The organism is Nonomuraea sp. NPDC005501, from assembly GCF_040605905.1.
Taxonomy (GTDB): Bacteria; Actinomycetota; Actinomycetes; order Streptosporangiales; family Streptosporangiaceae; genus Nonomuraea.
The window spans coordinates 22587-45251 of sequence record NZ_JBEXDT010000079.1; the positions used below are offsets into that span (position 1 = coordinate 22587).

The 22665-nt window shown below is 72.9% G+C and carries 17 protein-coding genes; 9 read left to right on the forward strand and 8 right to left on the reverse strand.

Annotated features, from left to right (window positions below):
- Window positions 1-36: 36 nt before the first annotated feature.
- Window positions 37-2562 carry a tetratricopeptide repeat protein gene (locus ABZS51_RS31240; protein ID WP_355448452.1) on the reverse strand — a complete coding sequence of 842 codons (2526 nt, stop codon included), beginning with the start codon at window positions 2560-2562 and terminating at the stop codon, window positions 37-39.
- 92 nt (window positions 2563-2654) lie between these two features.
- Complete coding sequence (locus ABZS51_RS31245) at window positions 2655-4757, reverse strand: M6 family metalloprotease domain-containing protein (RefSeq protein WP_355448455.1); 2103 nt, start codon at window positions 4755-4757, stop codon at window positions 2655-2657.
- Between the two features lie 100 nt (window positions 4758-4857).
- Between ABZS51_RS31245 and ABZS51_RS31250 the strand changes: the two genes are divergently transcribed.
- On the forward strand, window positions 4858-6105 hold the full coding sequence (locus ABZS51_RS31250) for a helix-turn-helix domain-containing protein (protein ID WP_355448458.1): 1248 nt from the start codon (window positions 4858-4860) through the stop codon (window positions 6103-6105).
- 59 nt (window positions 6106-6164) lie between these two features.
- Window positions 6165-7190 (forward strand): amidohydrolase family protein, encoded by a 1026-nt coding sequence (locus tag ABZS51_RS31255; protein ID WP_355448461.1) that lies wholly within the window; start codon window positions 6165-6167, stop codon window positions 7188-7190.
- A gap of 47 nt (window positions 7191-7237) precedes the next feature.
- Here the strand turns inward: ABZS51_RS31255 and ABZS51_RS31260 are convergent, their stop codons facing one another.
- A complete protein-coding gene (locus ABZS51_RS31260; protein ID WP_310710873.1) occupies window positions 7238-7657 on the reverse strand; it encodes a MarR family transcriptional regulator in 420 nt (139 codons plus the stop codon).
- A gap of 70 nt (window positions 7658-7727) precedes the next feature.
- Between ABZS51_RS31260 and ABZS51_RS31265 the strand changes: the two genes are divergently transcribed.
- From ABZS51_RS31265 to ABZS51_RS31280, 4 genes are all read left to right on the forward strand, one after another.
- Complete coding sequence (locus ABZS51_RS31265) at window positions 7728-9461, forward strand: ABC transporter ATP-binding protein (RefSeq protein ID WP_355448464.1); 1734 nt, start codon at window positions 7728-7730, stop codon at window positions 9459-9461.
- A 93-nt stretch (window positions 9462-9554) separates the two neighbouring features.
- Window positions 9555-11105 (forward strand): gamma-glutamyltransferase, encoded by a 1551-nt coding sequence (locus ABZS51_RS31270; RefSeq protein WP_355448467.1) that lies wholly within the window; start codon window positions 9555-9557, stop codon window positions 11103-11105.
- A gap of 45 nt (window positions 11106-11150) precedes the next feature.
- Window positions 11151-11741 carry a hemerythrin domain-containing protein gene (locus tag ABZS51_RS31275; protein ID WP_355448470.1) on the forward strand — a complete coding sequence of 197 codons (591 nt, stop codon included), beginning with the start codon at window positions 11151-11153 and terminating at the stop codon, window positions 11739-11741.
- A gap of 33 nt (window positions 11742-11774) precedes the next feature.
- Window positions 11775-12179, forward strand: coding sequence for a DUF5709 domain-containing protein (locus ABZS51_RS31280; protein WP_355448473.1), 405 nt, complete (start codon window positions 11775-11777; stop codon window positions 12177-12179).
- Here the strand turns inward: ABZS51_RS31280 and ABZS51_RS31285 are convergent.
- Window positions 12172-12825: an HAD family hydrolase gene (locus tag ABZS51_RS31285; protein ID WP_355448476.1), complete on the reverse strand. Its 654-nt coding sequence runs from the start codon at window positions 12823-12825 to the stop codon at window positions 12172-12174. The genes ABZS51_RS31280 and ABZS51_RS31285 overlap by 8 nt on opposite strands.
- A 155-nt stretch (window positions 12826-12980) precedes the next feature.
- Between ABZS51_RS31285 and ABZS51_RS31290 the strand changes: the two genes are divergently transcribed.
- Window positions 12981-13550: a Uma2 family endonuclease gene (locus ABZS51_RS31290; RefSeq protein ID WP_355448497.1), complete on the forward strand. Its 570-nt coding sequence runs from the start codon at window positions 12981-12983 to the stop codon at window positions 13548-13550.
- On the opposite strand, the gene hrpA is transcribed toward ABZS51_RS31290, so the two are convergent.
- On the reverse strand, window positions 13540-17412 hold the full coding sequence (hrpA, locus tag ABZS51_RS31295) for an ATP-dependent RNA helicase HrpA (protein WP_355448479.1): 3873 nt from the start codon (window positions 17410-17412) through the stop codon (window positions 13540-13542). The genes ABZS51_RS31290 and hrpA overlap by 11 nt on opposite strands.
- A gap of 337 nt (window positions 17413-17749) precedes the next feature.
- Window positions 17750-18475 (reverse strand): polyphosphate--glucose phosphotransferase, encoded by a 726-nt coding sequence (ppgK, locus tag ABZS51_RS31300; RefSeq protein ID WP_355448482.1) that lies wholly within the window; start codon window positions 18473-18475, stop codon window positions 17750-17752.
- Between the two features lie 120 nt (window positions 18476-18595).
- On the opposite strand from ppgK, the gene ABZS51_RS31305 reads away from it, so the two are divergent.
- Window positions 18596-19717, forward strand: coding sequence for a TIGR03118 family protein (locus ABZS51_RS31305; protein WP_310710864.1), 1122 nt, complete (start codon window positions 18596-18598; stop codon window positions 19715-19717).
- A gap of 237 nt (window positions 19718-19954) precedes the next feature.
- Entirely contained in the window at window positions 19955-20773 is an 819-nt protein-coding gene (locus ABZS51_RS31310) for a DUF4253 domain-containing protein (RefSeq protein WP_355448486.1), read from the forward strand.
- A gap of 16 nt (window positions 20774-20789) precedes the next feature.
- Here ABZS51_RS31310 and ABZS51_RS31315 read toward each other — a convergent pair whose 3' ends face one another.
- Together ABZS51_RS31315 and ABZS51_RS31320 are read right to left on the reverse strand one after the other, a co-directional pair.
- Complete coding sequence (locus ABZS51_RS31315) at window positions 20790-21620, reverse strand: SAM-dependent methyltransferase (protein WP_355448489.1); 831 nt, start codon at window positions 21618-21620, stop codon at window positions 20790-20792.
- Window positions 21621-21780: 160 nt separating this feature from the next.
- A partial coding sequence (locus ABZS51_RS31320; protein ID WP_355448491.1) for a helix-turn-helix transcriptional regulator occupies window positions 21781-22665 on the reverse strand: 885 nt, incomplete at its 5' end.

Here is a 22665-nt window from a genome sequence, read left to right on the forward strand (position 1 = left end):
CGCCCGCACGACCCGCGGTAGGGGCCGGGGCCGGGGTCAGCCTTCCGCGCGGCGCAGGAGCTCCAGGGTGCGGCGCATGCCGGCCTCGTTGCCGAGGCTGCGGTAGATCTCCCGCGCCTCGCGCAGCGGGCCGACCGCCGACGCCGCGCCACCCGCGTCGAGGTGCGCCTCGCCGAGGTGACGCAGGCTGAGCGCCATCCACCACCGGTCGTCCAGCTCCTCGAACGCCTCCACGGCGCGGCGCAGCTCCCGCTCCGACTCCTCGACACGGCCCAGCCGGGCCAGCGCCCGCCCGGCGGACAGGGCGGTGCGGGCCACGCCCCACGAGTCGCCGAGCGCCGCGAGGATGTCCTCCGCGCGCCGGACGTACTCCAGCTCGCGCAGCCCGTTGGCGGGGTCGCCCACCTCGCCCGCGGCGCGCAGGCAGCGCGCCTCCTCCCACAGCTCGCCGCGCTGCAGGAACATCTCCGCGGCCCGGCTCAGGCTGTGCCCGGCCCTGGTGAACCCGTCGAGCGCGGCCCGGTGCTCGCCCTCCCGGCGCAGGCCGCGCGCCTGGGCGGCGAGCACCTCCCCGTACGCGCGCAGCGTCTGCGCCTCGGAGTACCGGTTGCCCGCCCGCTCGAACACGGCCAGTGAGTCCTCCAGCAGCTCCCTGGCCTCCTCCGGCCGCCGCTCGGACAGCCGCAGCTCGGCCAGGTTGCGCTGGGTGCGGGCCATCCACCACTGGTCGTCCTCGGCCCGGAACGCGGCGATCGCCCCGGCCAGGTGCTCCTGGGCGCGGTCGAGGTGGCCGTCGGAGAACAGCGACATGCCGATGGCCCGCCTGGCGCGGGCCGCCCACCACGTCTCGCCCAGCTCCACGAAGAGCTCCAGCGCCCGCTCGGCGTCCACGCGGCCCGCCTCGTGGGCGCCCAGCCCGCCCTGCACGGCTGCGCGGTCCAGCAGGGAGATGCCGAGCGCGCGCCGGTCGCCGGTGCGCAGCGCGGCCTCGCAGCCCAGCTCGGCGACCGCCCGCCAGTCGGACCAGTAGGCGCGCAGCGAGTGGCACAGCGAGCAGAACGCCCGGGCCAGCCCCCAGGTCAGCTCCCACAGCTCGTGCCGCCGGGCCAGCTCGGCCAGGGCGACGAGGCTGAGCCGCTCGGCGTTGAGCCAGTCGCCGGCGTGCACCTGGCCCTCGGCGCTGGAGCGGCGGCCGGCCTTGCTCCAGTCCTGCGGCCAGCGGTCCTGGGCGGCGGCCTCGGCACGGCGGCGGTAGCCCGACAGGACCCGCTCGACGGCGTCGCGCCGACGGCCCTCGTCCTCCTCGGCGGCCGGCTCGGCGGCGAAGACGCGGACCAGGTCGTGCAGCCGGTAGCGCATGGTGCCGGTCTGGTCGGTTCCCGAGCACTCGGCGAGCTGGGCGTCGATGAGCGCCTCCAGCTGGTCGGCGCCGTCGAGCACGGAGATGTCGAGCAGCTCGCCCGCCACCCAGCCGGGCACGTCGGGCGAGGTGAGCTCGGACAGCAGGCGCAGCAGGCGGCGCTGCATGCCGGTGCAGTCGTCGTAGCTGAGCTGGACGGAGGCGCGGACGCTCTTGTCCACGGTCGGGGCGAGCTCCAGCTGGTCGAGGATGCGGCGCTCGTCGAGCAGCCGGTTCGCCATCTCGCGCAGCGTCCACTGCTCGCGGGTGGCCAGCCGGCCGCCGCAGATGCCGATGGCCAGCGGCAGGCGGTCGCACAGCCGGACGATCTCCTTGGCGGCGTCCAGGTCGTCGACCACGCGGGCGCTGCCGGCCAGCCGGGCCAGCAACTCCACCCCCTGCGCCTCGCTGAACACGCCGAGCCGCGTGTCGTGCGTGCCGTTGAGGAACAGCGGCTGGCGCGAGGTGACCAGCACCGCGCAGCCGGGCTCGGCCGGGATGAGCGGCTTGACCTGGTCGGGGCTGTGCGCGTTGTCGAGGCCGATGAGGATGCGGCGGCCCTTGGTCCAGGTGAGCCAGAGCCGCCGCAGCTCCTCCAGGCCGCCGGGGTCGGTGGTGAGCCGGACGCCGAGCGCGCGCAGGAACCCGATCAGCACCTCCTCCGGGCGCACCGGGGCGTCCACGCCGCCGCGCAGGTCGGCGTGCAGCCGCCCGTCGGGGAACCAGCCGGCGACCTCCTGGCCGAACCGGGACATGAGCGCGGACTTGCCGACGCCGCCCCTGCCGTACACGGACACGACGAGCGGCGGTGTGACGTCACTGGCGTTGCGGCGGGCGGCGAAGACGTCGCGCAGCTCGGCCAGCGCCTCGGCACGGCCGGTGAAGTGCTCCGGCACGGGCGGCCACTGGTCGGGCGCGCGGGTGGCGGCGGCGTCGCCCTTCGGCAGCGCCCTGGGCTTGGCCTCGGTGGTGGCCCAGGTGGTCAGGCCGACGAGGAGCGCGGCGCCGGCCGTCACGCCGATCTTGGCGACGGACGGGATGTCCCACTCCAGGGAGGCGGCCAAAATGCTGGCGGCGGCCGCGGCCAGGCCCGCCGCGACGGGCGCGGCCACCGGGATCCGGCGACGCCGCGGCTCCGGCTTGTCCGGCGGCTGCCCTGTCAAGGAGACCTCTCTTTCCGTGTCTTCGCACGGGTCCGTGTCTTCGCGCGGAGGGAGGGGGTACGGCCGGGTGCCGGCCGTACCCCGCGACGGGGTCAGAGGCCGATGACGTGGCAGGTGGCCGTGGCCGTCCTGGCCGGCTCGCTCTCCGAGGTGGCGGTGAGCGTGACGGTGGCCAGCCGGTCGCCGCCGGAGGCGCGCACCGCGTTGACGGTCACGCCGGCCTGCTTGCCGAACGCGACCGACGCCAGCTCGTTGGGCAGCTGGGCGGTCCAGCCCTTGCCCTTGACCTCGGCCTTGAGCCGGTAGACGTCGGAGCCGAGGTAGGCGCTGACGTCCTCGGGGTGCTGCCCCTGCGCCGGCGCGGCCTTGCCGGTGTTGAGCAGCGGGAACGAGCACCGGGACACGTTCTTGCCGGCCGGGACCCCGGCGCCCGGCAGCACGCGGACGCCGCGCCTCTGCGGGCCGGCGCCGTCGAGCGAGCGCACCGCCACCGTGTACGACAGCACGCCCTGGCGGTCGCGCTTGACGTCGGTGACGTAGAAGTGCAGGCGGTTGGCCTGGTCGGCGAACTCGTACTCGCTGCCCGAGCCGGTGCCCGCGTGGAACAGCGCGTCGGACAGCTGCCGGTAGTCGCCCATGGTGATCGGCACCTTGGTGCCGTCGGGCAGCACGTAGTCGGTCATCCCGATGTCCTGCGGGTTGGCGTCGACCACCCAGATGAACGGCGACCGGTCCTGGTCCTTGGTCTTGGCCAGCAGCACGCCGGAGTCGGGGGTGAAGGAGTCGGTGCCCATCCGGTCGACGACCTCGACGGTGTAGTTGTCGTAGCCGCCGCCGTCGCACAGGGGGTCGGTCCTGGTGTCGCAGGCGGGGCTCTTGTCGCCGCTGCCGAACGCGATGTTCAGGCCCATGAGCCCGTCCTGGCCGGGCCGCACGGCGCGGGCCGTCACCCGGGCGGTCACGAGGCCCGACTCGGCGAGCGCGTCGCGGGACAGGCTCAGCACGTTGCGCTCGTCGACCATCTCCAGCTTGATCTTGTTGCGCAGCATGTGCTGGGCGCCCATGGAGGAGCCGGACGTGGGCGGGATCAGCCAGCGGCTGTGCGGGCCGCCGGGTCCGTTGAACGTGCCGCGGCTGAGCATCTCCCAGATGCCGGAGTACGCGCGGCGCAGCGGCGTGCCGTAGGGGTTGTTGTAGTTGTCGGCGACGCCCATGATGTGGCTCAGCTCGTGGGCGTAGACGGACATGCCGGAGCTCTCCGCCTGGACCGAGTCGACGCCGAAGCGGGCGTTGGGCCAGAACGTCGAGCCGGACTGCCAGGACGTCCAGTCGACGTAGCGGGTCTTGGACGCGTTGGGCAGGGCGGGGTCCGGCGGGCCCCACTCGTCGGGCACCGACTCCTTGTCCGGGAACTTCATCATCCCGAACTCCTGCCAGGTGGACGACTCGTCCTGGCCGGCGCTGAGGTAGAACACGAAGTCGAACTGCTTGACGGTCTCCTCGCCGACGGCGGCCAGCCAGGCGGCGTTGCCGTCGGCGCGCAGGTTGCGGTTGCAGGTGTCGCCGGCCGGGCAGGCGTCCGCCTGGTACTCCATGGCGTACTCGTGGTCCTTGCCGGGCATCGTGTACGGGCCGAAGCCGGTCAGCTCGACGCCGACGCGTCCTCCGGAGTCCTCCATCCAGTACTCGTGGATGGTGTGACCCTTGTTGAGGTCGTTCGGGGTGTTGAGGAAGTCCTGGTAGAACTTGGCGACCTGGTCGCGGGGGACATCGTGGGCCTCGGCGCTCGGGTTCTGGAAGATGGTCGAGCCCTTGGGCTGGGTGACCACGAACGGCTGGTTGGGGTAGTCCAGCAGCACCAGGGCGCCCCGGAAGGTGCGCTTGGAGCCCTTGACCGCCGGGTCGTTCCAGCTCGTGCCGGGCGCCTTCTTGTAGTCCGACCACGTCATGTGGTCGGGGTTCTCCCAGTTCTGCGGGTCGATCGGCGCGATGTCGGCGGTGGGCCGGGCGCGCAGCTCCTGTGTGTCGGGGCCGTCCTGCTGCCACGGCTGCGTCTGGGGCCACAGGGCCCGGCGCCAGGGGAGGTCGGGGTCGTCGGTGGGGGGCGCGGCGGAAGCGGGGGTCGCCATCAGGCTCACCGGTACGAGTACCAGGGCGGTCAGGAGACCTCGTAACAGCTTCTTCGGGGCGTTCACGGATGGGACGCTATAGGCGATGTTGACAGAGATCATCGCGCAGTTGTAGGGAAGACCTGTGGCAAGTCTTCCGACATATGTTGAAATTCCCAGGTGAGCTGTGGCGGCCCTGCAGCAGAGCGTGGACGACCTCGCCGCGCGCCTCGGACATCCCCTGCTGGTGGAGGACCGGCTGCACCGGGTGCTCGCGCACAGCGAGCAGACCGGCGCCATGGACGACGTCCGCCGTGACTCGATCCTGCGCCGCCGCGCCACGCCTGAGGCCCGCCGGTGGCTGGCCGCCGCCGGGATCCACGACGCGCCCGGCCCGCTGCGGGTCCCGGGCGCGCCCGCCCTCGGGCTGCTGCCGCGGGTGTGCGTCCCGGTACGGCACGACGGCGGGCTGCTGGGTTTCCTGTGGTTCATCGACGCCGGGCCGGCCCTGACGGAGGCGCAGGTGGCCGAGGCCGCGGCGGCGGCTCCCGCGCTGGGCCTGACCCTGCTGCACGAGAGCCTGGCCGCGGGACTGCCCGCGCACCGGGAGCTGGAGGCGATGGCGGGGCTGATGCTCGGGGAGCACGACGCCGCCCGCCGCCTCGTCGAGGCGGGCGCCTTCCCCCGCGCCCAGCCGGTGACGGCCCTGGTCGCCCGCCCCCTTCCGCGCCCCGCCGCCGGGGGAGCGCCGTCCGGCGGGGAGACCGGGGCGGCGCTGGAGCAGGGCGCCCTGACGCTGCGGCGCCGGCTGACCGGCCACCACCCGCTGCACCTGGTCCGCCACGACCACGTCGTCCTGCTGATCGCCGCCGGCGGCCCCTCCGGCGGCGGGGTCTCGGGCAGCGGGGTCTCGGGCGGTCCCGGCGAGTCCGGGGCGACGGCGGCGCTCGCCACGGCCGAGGAGCTGCACGCGGCCATGCCCGTCCCGGTCACCGTCGGCGTCGGACGGCCCCGGCCCGCCCTGGACGGGGCCGCCGCCTCGTACGCCGAGGCCCGGCACGCCGCCGAGGTGGCCGCCCGCGTGCCCGCCACCGGCCGGACGGCGGAGTGGACCCGGCTCGGCGTCTACCGGATGCTCACCCACCTGCCGGGCCACGACCTGCACCCCGGCCTCGAACCCCTCCTGGGCGACGACCAGCACCTCCCCCTGCTGGAGACCCTGGAGACGTACCTCGACCTGGCGGGCAGCGCGGTGGCCACGTCCCGGGCGCTTCGCCTGCACCGCACCTCCCTCTACTACCGGCTGCAGCGCGTGGAGGAGCTGGCCGGCACCGATCTGAAGGACGGCGGCGAGCGGCTGGCCCTGCATCTGAGCCTCAAACTGGCCCGGCTGTCGGGCCGCTACCGGCCGAGGGGGCAGCATCCCGGAAGCTGATTGCGCCCCTGGCCATGGTCACGTTTAATACGAAAAGGGAAGATTTGACGGGAGCCGAGATGCCGCGTGGGAAGCGTGCCGGACCGGTCCTCGGCAGGCGCGCTCCCGTCCCGATCGTCCTCCACTCCGCTCCCCTGGTGCTGCCGATCACCACGGAGCCGATCCGCGAAGGCGGCGTGGCCATCCGCGGCGACCGCGTGCTCCAGGTCGGTCCACGGGCCGACCTGCTCGCGTACTTCCCGATCGCCGAGGAGCGCCGCTGGCCCGGCATGATCGTGGCCGGCCTGGTGGACGCCTGCTCCGGTCCCGGCGTCCCTGCTCCGGGCGTGACGGCGCGGGCCGAGATCGTCGCCGCCCCCGCCGACCAGCCGGGGCTGCCGGGCCTCTCGTACGTCGAGGTGGCGTGCGCGTCGGAGGAGGAGTGGGAGCGGATCGGCCGGGACGCGGTCATCACCGCCATGAGGGAGCTCGACCGGCCGGGCGGCGTCGGCGTCGCGCCGCGCACGGCCGACCCGCAGGTGCTGGAGGACGTGGCGCTGCTGGCCCGGACGTTCGGGCTGCGCCTGCTGGCCGACCTCGGGCTCGACTCCCCCGCCGCGCTGGACGAGGCGGGCGCCCTCGGACCGCACTGCCACGTGGCCCGCGCCCGCCCGCTGGATCCCGGCGAGCGCAAGCTGCTGCGCCTGCGCGGCACCCGGGTGACGGTCTGCCCCGCACCCGGCGAGGCGCTCGACGACGTGCCGGCGCTGCTGGACGAGGGCGACCGCATCGCGTTCGGCACGGGGCCCTCCCCGGCGGGTCCGGGCCTGCTCGAACAGGCACGCATCGTGCGGGAACGCGCCCGTGCCATCGGTGCGCGGACACGAGGGCTCGACCGCAGGCTCGTGGAGGCGCTCACGCTGGGCGGGGCCGGGGCGCTCGGCATGGACGGCGGCGTGGGCCGGATCGGCTCGCTCGGGCCGGGCGGCCGCGCCGACTTCGCGGTGTTCGACGCGCGCGGACGCTATCCGTACTCCGCCCTCCTGACGTGCCCGCCGTGCCTGGCCACGGTCACCGGCGGACGGACCGCGTCACGCCGGCCCTGAGCCGGCTCCCGGACCGGGCCGCCCCGACCGGGCGACCGGTGACGGCGCTACCCGAACTGGGCCTCCACCGCGCCGAGCAGCTCCTTGAGCTGGTCGCGCTGCTCCCCCGTGAGCACCGCGAACAGGTCCTGCCCCGCCTGCCGGCGGGCCTCGCGGGCGCGTTCGTACACCTCCCGGCCGGCGTCCGTGATGACCACCAGCGTCGAGCGCCGGTTGGCCGGGTCCACCTCCCTGCGCACCAGCCCCGCCTCCTCCAGCGCGTCGATGACGGGCGTCACGGAGCGCGGCACGATCCGGAGCTGGTCGGCGAGCTGCACCATGCGGAGCGGCCGGCCGGCGTCGATGAGCGCGCGCAGCGCCCGTGCCTGCCCGGGGGTCAGCCCGAGCGGCTCCAGCCGGTGGAGGTAGCCATGCCGCAACCGGCGGGTGACCAGGTGCAAGAGCTCGGACAGCTCCACGTCGTCCATGGCCCAAGCTTAGAGTCGGGAACAATTATGAGTTAACCTCTGTTTGAGCGAACATCCGAAAGGAGTCTTCTTGGCAGACGAACCACGCGCGCCGTTGCGGCGCGTCGTCACGCTCTTCAGCGCCTACCGCGGCCGTCTGGGCCTGGTGGGCGTCCTGATCCTGCTGTCGTCGCTGGTGTCGCTGGCCTCGCCGTTCCTGCTGCGCGAGGTGCTGGACGTCGCGATCCCCCAGCGCGACCCGCTGCTGCTGACGCTGCTCGCGCTCGGGATGATCGTCGTCGCCGTGACCACCAGCGTCTTCGACGTCGTGCAGACGCTGGTGTCCACCACGGTGGGCCAGCGCGTCATGCACGACCTGCGCACCTCCGTGTACGCCCACCTCCAGCGCATGTCGCTGGCCTTCTTCACCCGGACGCGGACCGGAGAGGTCCAGTCGCGCATCGCCAACGACATCGGCGGCATGCAGTCCGTGGTCACCAACACGGCCACCTCGATCGTCTCGAACCTCACCACCGTGATCGCCACGATCGTGGCCATGGTCGCGCTCGACTGGCGGCTGACCGCGATCTCGCTCGTGCTGCTGCCGGTGTTCGTGTGGATCAGCCGTCACGTCGGCGCCGAGCGCAGGCGCATCACCTCCGAGCGCCAGCGCACGCTCGCGGTCATCTCCTCCATGGTCCAGGAGTCGCTGTCGATCAGCGGCATCCTGCTCGGCCGCACCATGGGCCGCTCGGCCGAGCTCACCCGGCGCTTCTCCGGTGCCTCCGACGAGCTGGCCGACCTCGGCGTGCGCTCCAGCATGGCCGGGCGGTGGCGGCAGGCGTCCATCCAGATCGTCATGGCCGCGATGCCCGCCGTCATCTACTGGGCGGTCGGCTACACCGGCGCGATCTCCGTGGGCACGCTCGTGGCGTTCACGACGCTCCAGGTGAGCCTGTTCCGGCCCGCCGTGTCGCTGCTGCGGCTCGGCGTGGAGGTGCAGAGCTCCCTCGCGCTGTTCGGCCGCATCTTCGAGTACCTCGACCTGCCCGTGGACATCCACCCGGGCACCCGGACGCTCCCGTCCGTGCGCGGCGAGGTGCGCTACGAGGACGCCTCCTTCTCGTACGGCGAGGCGCCCGCGCTGACCGGCGTGGACATCACCGTGCCCGCGGGCACCAGCCTGGCCGTCGTCGGCGAGACCGGCTCGGGCAAGACCACGCTCGGCTACCTGCTGCCCAGGCTGTACGACGTCACCGCCGGCCGGATCACCATCGACGGCGTGGACGTCCGCGACCTCACCTTCGAGACGCTGGCCGACACCGTCGGCGTGGTGTCGCAGGAGACGTACCTCTTCCACGCCTCCATCGCCGACAACCTCCGCTTCGCGAAGCCCGACGCGACGGACGAGGAGCTGCGGGCCGCCGCCGAGGCCGCCCGCATCCACGACCACATCGCCGCGCTGCCCGACGGCTACGACACGCTGGTCGGCGAGCGCGGCTACCGCTTCTCCGGCGGAGAGAAGCAGCGCCTCGCGATCGCCCGCACGCTGCTGCGCAACCCGCCGGTGCTGGTGCTGGACGAGGCGACGAGTGCCCTGGACACGCAGACCGAGCGGGCCGTGCAGGAGGCGCTGGACACGCTGGCGGAGGGCCGTACCACGATCACCATCGCGCACCGGCTGTCCACCGTGCGGGACGCGGACCAGATCGTGGTGCTGGACGGGGGCCGGGTCGTGGAGCGCGGCGGGCACGAGGACCTGCTGGCCCTCGACGGCCACTACGCCGCCCTGGTGAGCCGCGACCGCCCCCTCGAACCCGTCTGACCGGCCCCTCCCCGCGGCCCCGCCGCCTGCGAACTCGCTTGGAATCCCGCCCGCGGCCTTGCCCGGACCGGGAGCCACCGTAAGGTCGTGAAGGTGCATGACACCCGATACGCGACATCCGGCATGGTGTGCAGCGTCGACCACCTCGCCTCCGCGGCGGGGGTGGCGGCGCTCGACCGGGGCGGCTCGGCCGCCGACGCCGCCATCGCCACGAACGCCGTCCTCGCCGTCACCGCGCCCCACATGTGCGGGCTGGGCGGCGACCTGTTCGCCCTGGTCCACGACGGCTCCCCCGGCGAGGTGACCGCGCTCAACGCCTCCGGCCGCGCCGGGTCGGGAGCCGACCCCGACCGGCTGCGTGCCGAGGGGCACGAGCGCATGCCGCACCTGCACGACATCCGCTCGGTCCCCGTGCCCGGCTGCGTGGACGGGTGGCTCGCGCTGCACGAGCGGTACGGCCGGCTTCCCCTGCCCTCACTGCTCGAACCCGCGATCAGGCTGGCGAGCCAGGGCTTCGCCGCCTCGCCGCTGATGCTCGCCGGCGCCCGCGTCGCGGCGGGACGGCCGGGCGGCGGCGACTTCGCCGCGGTCCGCGCGGCCGGCGACCGGATGACGCGGCCGGGCGTGGCCAGGGCGCTGAGCGCCGTCGCCGCGGACGGGCGCGCCGGCTTCTACCTCGGCGAGTTCGGGGAGGGCCTGCTGGAGCTCGGCGGCGGCGAGTACGACCGCGCCGACCTCGCCCGGCCGAACGCCGACTGGGTCACCCCCCTCGCGGTGCGGGCGTTCGGCCACGACGTCTGGTCGATGCCGCCCAACTCCCAGGGCTACCTGCTGCTCATGGCGCTCGGCATCGCCGACGGGCTCGACCTGCCCGCCTCCCCCGGCGATCCGCTCTGGGCGCACCTGCTGGCCGAGGCCGCCCGGGTGAGCGGCCACGACCGGCTCGCCCTCCTGCACGAGGACGCCAAGGACCTCCTGTCGTCCGGGGAGATCGAGCGGCGCCGGGCGCTGGTCGACCCGGCCCGGAGGCTGCGCCTCACCGCTCCGGCCGAGCCGGGCGACACCACGTACCTGTGCGCGGTGGACGGCGACGGGATGGGCGTCTCCCTCATCCAGTCGAACGCCGCCGGTTTCGGCAGCATGCTCTTCGAGCCTCATACCGGGATCAACCTCCACAACCGCGGCATCGGTTTCTCGCTCACGCCCGGACACCCGGCCGAGTACGGCCCCGGCCGCCGGCCGCCGCACACGCTCGCGCCGGCGCTGGTCACCCGGCCCGACGGCGCGCTGCGCTCCGTCGTGGGCACCATGGGCGGCGACGCGCAGCCGCAGATCCTGCTCCAGGTCATCACCCGGCTGCTGCGCCACGGCGAGCTCCCGGGCGAGGCCGTCGCGGCTCCGCGCTGGCGGATCGGCGCGGCCGGCACGGGGTTCGACACCTGGTACGCGCCCGACGACACCGTCCTGGACCTGGAGGACGGCACGCCCTGGTCGGACGGGCTGGCCGCGCTCGGCCACCCGGTGACCGCCCGCCCGTACGGGAGCACGTTCGGCCACGCGCACCTCATCGACGTACGGCCGGACGGCGTGCTGGCGGGCGCGGCCGACCCGCGCGCGCTCATCGGCGCGGCGATCGGCCGCTGAGAACGTCGCGATTGGACGCCCGTCGCGCGGGTAGCAGGTGCCGCCATGGCGAACAATGTCATCACCCTCATCACCAGTGACCACCGCGAGGTCGAGGCGCTCTTCGAGCGGCTCAAGAAGAAGCAGGGCGACCGGCGGGCCACCGTCGCCGAGCTGTACGCCCTCCTCACCGCGCACGCCCGCGCCGAGGAGGACCGCGTCTACCCCGGCATCGACGCCCACCACGGCGTGGAGGAGCACAAGGAGGCGGAGGTGCTGCTCGACGCGCTCAAGCGGGCCGACCCGGACGGCGCCGAGTTCGAGGAGGCCCTCGACAAGCTGGTCGAGTCCGTGAACCACCACGTGCAGGAAGAGGAGAGCACGATCCTGCCGACCCTGGCCCGGACGGCCGACGCCAGGAAGCTGGAGGAGCTCGGCGCCGCCTTCAAGCAGCGCCGCCAGGAGGAGCTGACCGCCCTCACCAAGGCCGCCGGCACCTCGAACGGCTCCAAGAGCGGCTCCAAGGGGGGCTCCAAGGACGGCGCCGAGCCGACCAAGGCGGAGCTGTACAAGGAGGCGCAGAAGGCCGACCTGCCCGGCCGGTCGCAGATGGACAAGGAGGAGCTGGAGCAGGCTCTGCGGAAGGCCGGATCCTAGGGTTCCGGTCGCGCCCAGGGGTATGGGTGCCGTATGAGCGAACTACCTCCGGACAGGTTCGGGCTCGCCGACGAGCAGGAGATCGAGGTCGAGGAGTGGACCGACGACCTCGGCCTCGATCACCGCATCGACGAGGACGACCCCCAGCACGAGGACACCCTGGACGAGCGGCTGCGGCGGGAGAAGCCGGAGCGGGAGCGGACGCGCCGGGAGGAGCACCGGCTCACCCAGCCCGACGAGGGCCTCGCACCGGACGTCGAAAGTGACGAGGTCGGCGAGGACTGGGGCGGGGACTCCGGCGACCTGTCGGCCGAGGAGCGCGCGGTCCGCGTCGACCCCGACACGCTGGACCCCGACGCCCTCTACTCGGGCGACCAGGACACCGGCGACCCGGGCGAGCCGGGCGGGGCCGACGGCGGGACCGGCCGGCTCAGGTGAGGCGCGACAGGGCCGGCAGCAGGGCGTGCAGGTCGTCGACGACCACGTCGGCGGCCCCGGCCTGCGGCCGCTCGGCGTGCAGATACCCCCACGGCCCGCGCCGCAGCAGCGCGGTGCGCATGCCCGCCCGCCCGGCGGGCAGCACGTCGTTGTCCAGCCGGTCACCCACGTAGAGGATCTCGGACGGCTCGCGCCCCGCGACGGCGGCGACCTTGGCGAAGAACCCGGGATCGGGCTTGGACACGCCCCACCCCTCGGAGGTGTGGACGGAGTCGGCCGGCAACTCCATGGCCACCAGTGCGCCGTGGGCGCGGGCGGGCTGGTTGCCCGCGACGATCACCTGGAGACCGGCGTCGCGCAGCGTGGCCAGGGCCTGGCGCACGTCCGGGTAGAGGTCGTCGGCGTCGAAGTGGTTGCGCAGGCTCTCCGGCTCGTCCCGCTCCCACGCGGCCAGCTCGGCGGCGATGTCGATGCCGGGCCGGACGAGCTCGAACGCCTCGCGGTGCGAGCGGTCCAGGGCCGCCATGCCGCCCAGCGCGCCCATCATCACGAACCTGCTCACGCCGAGCCGGTCGGCCCAGCGTGACCAGATGCGCGTCTCGTCGATGAGCGTCTCGCCGACGTCGAACACCACTGCCTTGATCATGCCTGTCCCTTCTCGTCGGCCCCCACTGTACGGGCGGGCGGTAGGCGCCTCAGCGGAGGGTCAGGACATGCAATACTTAGCGTGCCCGTTCGACTACGGAGGGACGGCCCATGGTTGCGGTCAGAGTCATGGATGAGCGCCGACGCGCGAAGCCGATGTTCACCCTTGAGGGGCCCTTTCCAAGGACGGGCCGCGAATTGTTCGATGCACTACCCCCCCTTCCCGGATTCCGGGCAGAGGTCATCGAAGGGACTGTGATCTTGAGCCCGTTGGGCACTCCTGAGCACAGCTGGATCGCCGCTGACCTGCACGACGCGCTGCTTCCCGTGCGCAGGCAGCGCGGATGGCGAGGATCCGTGGGCGGCGTCAACATCTGCATCGAGGGGCCTCGTGAGCCCGTCGCCCCCGACTATGTCCTCTCACCGGCCGACTGTCCGCGCTGGGGACAGCTGGAGCTGATGTCCTCGGGCGTCATCCTGGTCGCCGAGGTCGTCTCACCGAGCAGCGTGGCGCGCGACCATGAGGAGAAACCGCGCCTCTACGCGCAAGGCCACGTGCCGATCTACCTGCTGATCGACACCCTGGCCTCGCCTCAGATCGTCACGGTCCACCACAACATCCAGCACGGCACCTACCGGACGATCACCACCGTCGACGTGGGCTCGCCGATCATGCTGCCCGATCCCGTCAACCTGGAGCTCGACACCTCGATCTTCAAGGGCTGAGCTTCTCCATCGCCTTGGCGATGCGCTTCTCCGACACCGGGGTGGGGGTCCCGAGCGTCTGGGCGAAGAAGCTGACCCGCAGCTCCTCGATCATCCACCTGATCTCCACCACGTCCGGGTCCGAGCGCCGGGCCGGGTGGAGCCTGTCCAGCAGGTCGTGGTAGTCGTCCTCGACCTTGTGCACCCGTGCCATCCACTCCTCGTCGCGCCAGGGCTCCTCCGGCAGCTTGGTCAGCCGCCGCTCGATGGCCCGCAGGTAGCGCAGCACGTCGGACAGCCGCCGGTTGCCGGTCGCGGTGACGAATCCCGCGTACACGAGCCGGCCGAGCTGCTCGCGGACGTCCTCCGTGGAGGCGCTCGACGGCAGCGGGTCCAACCGGGTGCCGATCGCGTGCCACACGCTCAGGATCTGCTCCACCTTGGCCAGCACGTCCGCCGCCGTGTCGTGCAGCTCGGCCCGTACGTGCTGGTAGAGGCGGTCGAAGGAGACCGGGTCCCAGGCGGGGCCGCCCCGGTCGAGCATGAGCTTGTCGGCCGCCGCGTTGACCACGTCGTCGAACAGCGCCACGGCGCCGCCGTGCGGGCTGCGTGACAGGGCCAGCTTGGCCTGGTTGGACAGGCCGGCGAGCAGCGACTTGGCCGGGTTGGTGACGTTGAGGAGCAGCAGGCGGCGCGTGCCGGGCCAGTGGGAGCGGCGCTGCTCCGCCTCCGTCTCGAAGATCTTGACGGAGACCGAGTCGCGGTCGTCCACCAGGGCCGGGTAGCCCTTCATGCGGCCCTGCTCGAACACCTTGGGCAGCGTGCCGAAACTCCACGTGCGCAGTCCGGTCCGCTCCAGGTCGTCGGCCGCCGCCGACAGCGTCTGGCGCAGGCGGGGCGCGAGACGCCGCTTGAGCGCGTCGAGGTCCTTGTCCTCGGCGATGGTCCGCTTGCGCTCGTCGATCACCCGGTACGTGACGCGCAGGTGGTCGGGGAGCTGGTCGAGCTGCCAGGCGTCGTGCGGCACGCGTACCCCGGTGAGGCGCAGCAGCTCCCGCTCCACGGCCTCCAGCAGCGGCTCGCCGCCCGGCCTGGCGTTGGCCAGCACCTGCCTGGCGTAGTTGGGGGCGGGCACGAAGTTGCGGCGCAGCGGCTTGGGCAGCGACCTGATCAGCTCGGTGACGAGCTCCTCGCGCAGGCCGGGGATCTGCCAGTCGAAGCCGTCGGAGCCGATCTGGTTGAGCACCTGGAGCGGCACGTGGACGGTCACGCCGTCGGCGTCGGCCCCCGGCTCGAACTGGTAGGTCAGCTTCATCCGCTGGCCGAGCTGCCGCCACGTGTCGGGGTAGTCCTGGGTGCTGACGTCGGCGCCCTCGTTGACGAGCATCTCCGGGGAGAACGTCAGCAGGTCGGCGTCGTCGGCGCGGGCCTTCTTCCACCAGGCGTCGAAGTGGCGGGCCGAGACCACGTCGGCGGGCACCCGCCGGTCGTAGAAGTCGAACAGGGCCTCGTCGTCGACCATGATGTCGCGGCGGCGGGCGCGGTTCTCCAGCTCCTCGACCTCCTGGAGGAGCCGCCGGTTGGCGCGCAGGAACTCGTGGTGGCTGTCCCACTCGCCCTGGACCAGGGCGTGCCGGATGAACAGCTCGCGCGACAGCTCCGGGTCGATGCGCCCGTAGTTGACCTTGCGGCCGGTGACCAGCGGCACCCCGTACAGGGTGACCTTCTCCAGCGCGATGACCGCGCCCTGGTCCTTCTCCCAGTGGGGCTCGGAGTAGGCGCGTTTGACGAGGTGCTGGGCGAGCGGCTCGACCCAGCCGGGCTCGATCTTGGCGTTGACCCGGGCCCACAGCCGGGAGGTCTCGACGAGCTCGGCGGACATGACCCACTGCGGCTGCTTCTTCGCCAGGGCGGAGCCGGGGAAGACGGCGAAGCGGGCGTTGCGGGCGCCGATGTACTCCTGGATGGGGCGGCGGCCGTCGGCGGGGCGCTGCTTGTCCATGACGTCCTTGACGCCGATGTGCGACAGCAGGCCGGCCAGCAGCGACACGTGGACGCTGTGCGGGTCGCCGGGATGGCTGTTGGGCTGGACGCCGAGCGCCTGGCGGAGCTGGCTGTAGATGTCCTGCCACTCGCGTACGCGCAGGTAGTTGAGGAACTCGGCCCTGCAGAGCCGGCGGAAGGCGCTGGAGGACAGCTCCTTCTGCTTGTCCTGGAGGTAGTGCCAGAGGTTGAGGTAGGCGAGGAAGTCGGACTCGGGGTCGGCGAAGCGGCGGTGCTTCTCGTCGGCCTGCTGCTGCTTGTCGGCGGGGCGCTCGCGCGGGTCCTGGATGGACAGTGCGGCGGCGATCACCATGACCTCGCGCAGGCAGCCGTGCTTCTCGGCCTCCAGCACCATGCGGCCGAGGCGCGGGTCGACCGGCAGGGTCGCCAGCTTGCGGCCGACGGGGGTGAGCCGGCCCTCGGCGTCGAACGCGCCGAGCTCGTGCAGCAGGTTGACGCCGTCCTTGACCTGGCGGCGGTCCGGCGGCTCGACGAAGGGGAACGCCTCGATGTCGCCCAGCCCGATCGAGGTCATCTGCAGGATGACGGAGGCGAGGTTGGTGCGCAGGATCTCCGGGTCGGTGAACTCCGGCCGGCTCAGGAAGTCCTCCTCCTCGTACAGTCGGACGCAGATGCCGTCGGAGGTGCGGCCGGAGCGGCCCTTGCGCTGGTTGGCGCTGGCCTGGGAGATGGCCTCGATGGGCAGCCGCTGCACCTTGGTGCGGTGGCTGTAGCGGGAGATGCGGGCGTAGCCGGGGTCGACGACGTACTTGATGCCGGGCACCGTCAGCGACGTCTCGGCCACGTTGGTGGCCAGCACGATGCGGCGGCCGGTGTGGCGCTGGAAGACGCGGTGCTGCTCGGCGGCGCTCAGCCGCGCGTACAGCGGCAGCACCTCGGTGTTGCGGAAGTCGGCCTTGCCGAGCGCGTCGGCGGCGTCGCGGATCTCCCGCTCGCCGCTGAGGAAGACGAGGATGTCGCCCGGCCCCTCGGTGACCAGCTCGCGGCAGGCGTCGACGATGCCCTGCGTCTGGTCGTCGTCCTCGGCGAGCGGCCGGTAGCGGACCTCGACGGGGTACGTGCGGCCGGAGACCTCGACGATCGGCGCGTCGCCGAAGTGGCGGGAGAACCGCTCGGGGTCGATGGTGGCGCTGGTGATGATGACCTTGAGGTCGGGGCGCCGGGGCAGGAGCTGCTTGACGTAGCCGAGGATGAAGTCGATGTTGAGGCTGCGCTCGTGGGCCTCGTCGATGATGAGCGTGTCGTACTGCTCCAGCAGCCGGTCGTGCTGGAGCTCGGCCAGCAGGATGCCGTCGGTCATCAGCTTGACGAGCGTGCGGTCGCTGCCCTGGTCGGTGAAGCGCACCTTGTAGCCGACGACCTGGCCCAGCTCGGTGCCGAGCTCCTCGGCGACGCGCTCGGCGACGGTGCGGGCGGCGATGCGGCGCGGCTGGGTGTGGCCGATGAGACCGCGGACGCCGCGCCCGAGTTCGAGGCAGATCTTGGGGATCTGGGTGGTCTTGCCGGACCCGGTCTCACCGGCGATGATCACGACCTGGTGGTCGCGGATGGCCGCGAGGAGGTCGTCCCTGCGCTGGGAGACCGGCAGGTTCTCGGGGTAGGTGATCGCAGGCACGGCCTCGCGGCGGCGGGCCAGCCGCTGCTCGGCGCGCTCGACGTCGGCGAGGATCTCCGCGGCGATCTTGTCGCGGGCCTCGCGGGAGCGCACCCGGCGCGCGCCGTCGAGCCTGCGCCGCAGCCGCCGCTGGTCGCGCGGCATGAGCTCGGGCAGGCGGGACTGGATGTCGGTGAGCGGAGAGGACAACGCGGAGGTTCCCATACTGCTTCCAGGATATTTGAGCCCCGTGCACCGGGAGCCAACGGTCCATGCTGCCGGACCGCGCCGCCGCCGCGCATCCCAATAACCGGCCCGCGCCATGACCGCCTCTGCCATGACCGCCTCTGCCATGACCGCCCGCGTCATGACCGCCCGCGCCGCAGTCTGCCCGCGTCGTCGCGGGCGGTCTTCCGGGCATGGCCGTGGCCGTCCACGGCGGGCCCACTCTCCCCAGAGTTGCGTCGTGAACGGCCACGCCCATCAATGAGACTCCCGAAACGCGGTTCCGGTTGCGTCCGGGAGCTCAATATCTTGATCGGCGAGCCGGACGGCGCGCGGATCAGCCCGCCCGGGTGCCCGCCATCTGGGCGGCGCCGATGATGCCCGCCTCGTTCTGCAGGGCGGCCGGCACGATCGGCGTGTCGATCCGGACGTGCGGCAGCCACTTGTGGGCCTTCTTGCTCACGCCGCCGCCCACCACGATGAGCGACGGGGAGAACAGCATCTCCACGTGCCGCAGGTACTCCTCGACCCGCTCGGCCCACTTGTCCCAGCCCAGGTCGTCGTCCTCGCGGGCCTTGTCGGAGGCGCGGCGCTCGGCGTCCTTGCCGTGCAGCTCCAGATGGCCGAGCTCGGTGTTGGGCACGAGCACGCCGTCGATGAACAGGGCGCTGCCGATGCCCGTGCCGAACGTCAGCATGAGCACGGTCCCGCGCCGGTCCCGGCCCTCACCGAAGGTCATCTCCGCGATGCCGGCCGCGTCGGCGTCGTTGATCACCGTCGCGCCGCCGAACAGCTCGGCCGCGTCGACGCCGATCCACGAGTGGTGGACGTTCGCGGCGGTGCGGACCACCCCGTCCCTGACCACGCCGGGGAACGTCACTCCGATGGGCCCCGACCAGCTGAAATGGTCGGCGATCTGCCGCACCACCTCGGCGACGGGCTCCGGCTTGGACGGGTGCGGGGTGGGAATGCGCAGGCGCTCCTGGGCGAGCTTGCCCGCCGAGACGTCGACGGGTGCGCCCTTGATGCCCGAGCCACCGATATCAATCCCCAAAACTTCCATATCAACCCTTCTCCCCAACAGGCGACAAGAAACGCCTCGCCGGATATTTCCGGACCATACTGAACCCTTCCCCGGGGCGCCCGCGTATCTCGCGTCACAAGCGCTAACAAGGAGGCACGGATGCGGTTACGCATCATCACACTCTGCGCTGTCGCGGTCGGCCTGGGCAGCACTCTCGCCACTCCCGCGCACGCCAACGCCACTCCCCGCGCGCGGTTCGACGTCGTCAGCCTCGTCTCGGACGTCCGGGGCAAGGCCGCCCTCACCGACCCCAAGCTGGTCAACCCCTGGGGCCTGGCCATGGGCAAGACCCTGTGGGTCTCCGACACGGGCACCGGCAGCGCCACCGTCTATTCGGGCGCCGGCAAGAAGGAGCAGACCGAGGTCGCCATCCCGGGCGGGGCCCCGACGGGCCAGGTGTTCAACCCGACCGACGGGTTCACCGTGAAGGGCAAGCCCGCCACGTTCATCTTCGCCAGCCCCAGCGGCGCGATCAGCGGGTGGAACGCCGAGGCGGACCCGAAGAACGCCCTCATCGCCGCGTTCACCCGCGGCGCCGACTACAAGGGCCTCGCGCTCGCGCAGACCGACGACGGCGACTTCCTGCTCGCCGCCGACTTCGCCCACGGCCGCATCGCCGCCTGGAACTCCGACTTCGAGAAGATCAAGCTCCGGGGCTGGCAGTTCAGGGATCCGGCCATTCCCTCGAACTACTCCCCGTTCAACGTGGCGGTCGCCAACGGCAACATCTGGGTGGCGTACGCGCTGCGTGACCCGGCGACCGGCAAGTCCGTCGCGGGCGCGGGCAAGGGCTTCGTCAGCCGCTTCAACGCCGAGGGCCGCCTGACCGGCCGCATCGCGCGTACCGGGCTGAACGCGCCGTGGGCGATCACCGCGGCCCCGCGCGGCGCCTACGCCGGATCGCTGCTCGTCGGCAACTTCGGCGACGGCACCGTCCACGCCTACCGCAACAGCCGTCACCTCGGCGCGCTGCGCACCGCCGACGGCAAGCCGATCCAGCTGCCCGGCCTCTGGGACCTGGAGGTCGGCACCGCGGCCAACGGCGGCGAGAACGCCCTGTGGTTCTCCGCCGGCATCGACGGCGGCCGGCACGGCCTGCTCGGCGTCATCCGGCCCGCGGGCTCCGGCGGCTCGACGGCCACCACGCCGACCTCGACGGCGACCCCGGCGCCCACCTCCACGTCCTCCCAGCACTCGAACCACTCGTACGGAGGTTACTGACCGGCCGCTGACGTTTCCGGCACGGTCGGCGCGGCCGTGCCGGAAACACCTCCGGGCCTTCCCCGCCCCTGCCCTGACGACCGGCCGCACCGCTTCCGCAAGTGATTCCCGCCGCCCCCGATGATTCGCGCCGCCCCCGATGAGTGACGCCGCCCCCGCTAAGTCCCGCCGCCCCCTGGCCATGTCGGTGGGCGGCACTACCATCTCCCCGACGGGTCCGTACGGAGACGGTAGGGCATGACAGATCATCGGCTGCCACGCGAGCTGGGCCGGCTGTTCGCCGACGCCGGCAGGGGCCGCACGCTGCGGGTCGCTCTGCCGCCGGGTGACCTCGTCTGGCCCGACCCGGGCTACACCGGGCAGGGGGAGGCGGCCAGACCGGCGTTCTGGATGAGCGACGAGCCCGTGTCCGGCCGCGAGTGGGCCCGCCTACGCGACGAGCACGCCGCGAGCGGGCTGTGGCCGGTGCTGCTGGACGAGTCCGCCCAGCCCTGGTCGATCGGGCAGGTCGTGCCGGACGAGCCGGCGATGATCGACCACTTCACGGCCGAGGGGTTCATGCACGAGGTGTGGCAGGAATGGGTGGCGCAGATGCCGCCCGACGCCCTCACCGAGCTCGACCCCTACGGCGCGCTCTGCCCCGGCCCGGCCGCGCCCGGCGTGCCGAAGGCCGATCCGGGCGAGGTGGCCGACTGGTACGCCGACCAGCTCGCGCCGCGCGGGATGCCGCTGGGCCTGGTCGCCGCCCGGCGCGGCGCCGACGCGCTGGCCGTGATGGGCTGGCAGGGGGCGCTGCACCACAACGAGTGGATGGTGCCGCTCGCGGCGGTGGTCCGCAGCTGGGAGGAGCGGTTCGGGGCGCGGGTGGTGTGCGTGGGGTTCAACACGCTGGAGCTGAGCGTCGCGGCGCCTCCGGTGGACGCCGAGCACGCGCTGCACGTGGCGGCCGAGCACTGGGCGTTCTGTCCCGACAACGTGGTGCAGGGGCCGGGCGACCTGCACGGCTACGCCGAGCAGATCATCGGCAGGCACGCCTGGTCGTTCTGGTGGGACTGACCGCCCCGCGGACGGGTCACAGGACGCGGGCCACGGCGCCGTAGTTGCCCGAGGCGCTGGGCAGGGCCGCGCACGCCTCGTCGCGGCCGTCGGGCCGCCACTCGGGCACCCACACCAGCCCCGGCTCGACCAGCTCCAGCCCCTCCAGCAGCGCCGCCACCTCCGCGCGGGTGCGGACGACGTGCCCCGGCAGCGTCATGGCGAGCAGCTCGCCGACGGCGGGCAGCAGCTCCTCGGGGATCGCGTCGAAGGTGGTCTGCAGCAGGGCCAGGTAGCTGCCCCGGGCGGCGGCGTGGCACAGGCACTTGATCGCGTGCCGGGCGTCGTCGTCGCCGGCTCCCGCGACCGAGACCAGCAGCACGCCCACGGGCCGGTCCCAGTCGATGAACGTCTTGACCACCCGGTCGCCGAGCAGGTCCTCCACCTGCCGCACGTCGCCCTCCACCACGCGCACCAGGTCCGTGACGGGCTCGATGGTGGCCTGGGCGTACGCCAGGACCATCGGGTCGTTCTCCACGTACAGGACCCGGGCGCCGGAGCGGCCCAGCGCCTCGCGGGCGAGATCGTGCAGCTGACGGCCGGGGGGTAATCCGCTGGGCACCCCGCTGCCGACGATCACGAACTGGTCGATCCCGCCGGCCGCCAGGTGGCGGACCACGCGGGCCAGGAAGGCGAGCACCGCGCGGGCGGCGGCGGTGGTCACGGGGGCGGCCTCGTCGTAGCGGCGCACGGCGTCGCGGTCGGCCACGAAGTTGTTCTTTCCTCCGGCGGCGGCGTCGAGCATCCGGGTGACACGCGCCTGGGCCGTGTCGAGCCTGGCCAGATTACGGATGGCACGTTGACGCATTTGACGTATCGCCCCTTTCCCCTCACCTTGCCGTACGGGAAAGTTCCGCGGCCTTCGACCCCACTCGGAGGACCAAGTTGAAAATGCTCCAAATGTCCCAACAATACAACCTATTGGAGCGAAATAATCGGGAAATATACGTTTCCCGGGTAATTATCGATCATCCTCGGGCGATGCGGTCACGGTGGGTGTTCAGCAGGTCGAACGTCTCCTCGCGGGTGGTCGTGGTGACCGAGAGTTTGGCGAACGCCTGGTGGTAGGCCTCGACGGCCCCCGGCTCGATGATCAGCTCGTCGCGTTCGACGGTGTGCGCGCAGGCGATGTCGGGCTCGAACGCCTCGGCGTAACGCCAGAGCGTGAACGGCCCCGTGCGGGGCAGATAGGCCGGGTCGTTCAGAGGCACCAGGTGCAGGGAGACACCGGGACGCTTGGCGAGGTCGATGAGGGAGTCGAGCTGGGCCAGGTGGACGGGCGGCTCGGCGATGGAGCGCAGCAGCACGCCCTCGTCCATGATCGCCCACACGACAGGCCCGTGCCCGGCCCCCTGCCCGGCCCCGTGGCCGGCGAAGACCATCTCCTGGCGGGCCAGGACCAGCCGCACCGCCGCCTCGACGGAGGTCTGCCCGAGCGTGGCCGGCCCGGCCGCGCCGATCGCGGCGCGGGCGTACGCCTCGGTCTGGAGCAGCGGCGGGACCGTCCGCGGGTCGTACACGCGGATCACCGAGGCCCGCTGCTCCAGGGCGAAGGCGGTGGCGAGCCAGACGGGCACCGCGCTCGTGTCCCACCAGGCGGGCTCGCGCTCGCCGCGGGCCAGGGACAGCACGTGCTCGCGCGCCGGCAGCGCGGTCACCCCGTACAGGTCGAGCAGCCGCTCCACCATGGCCGGAGCGGGGGCCGCGCGGCCGGTCTCCGCGGCCTCGACGCGGATCGCGCCGCGGCCCAGCGCGCTCTCGACCTGCTCGGCCGTCAGCCCGGCCGCCTCGCGCAGGCCGCGCAGCCGCTCGCCGAGCGCCACGCGGACCGGCTCGGGCGGCGCCGTCCTGGC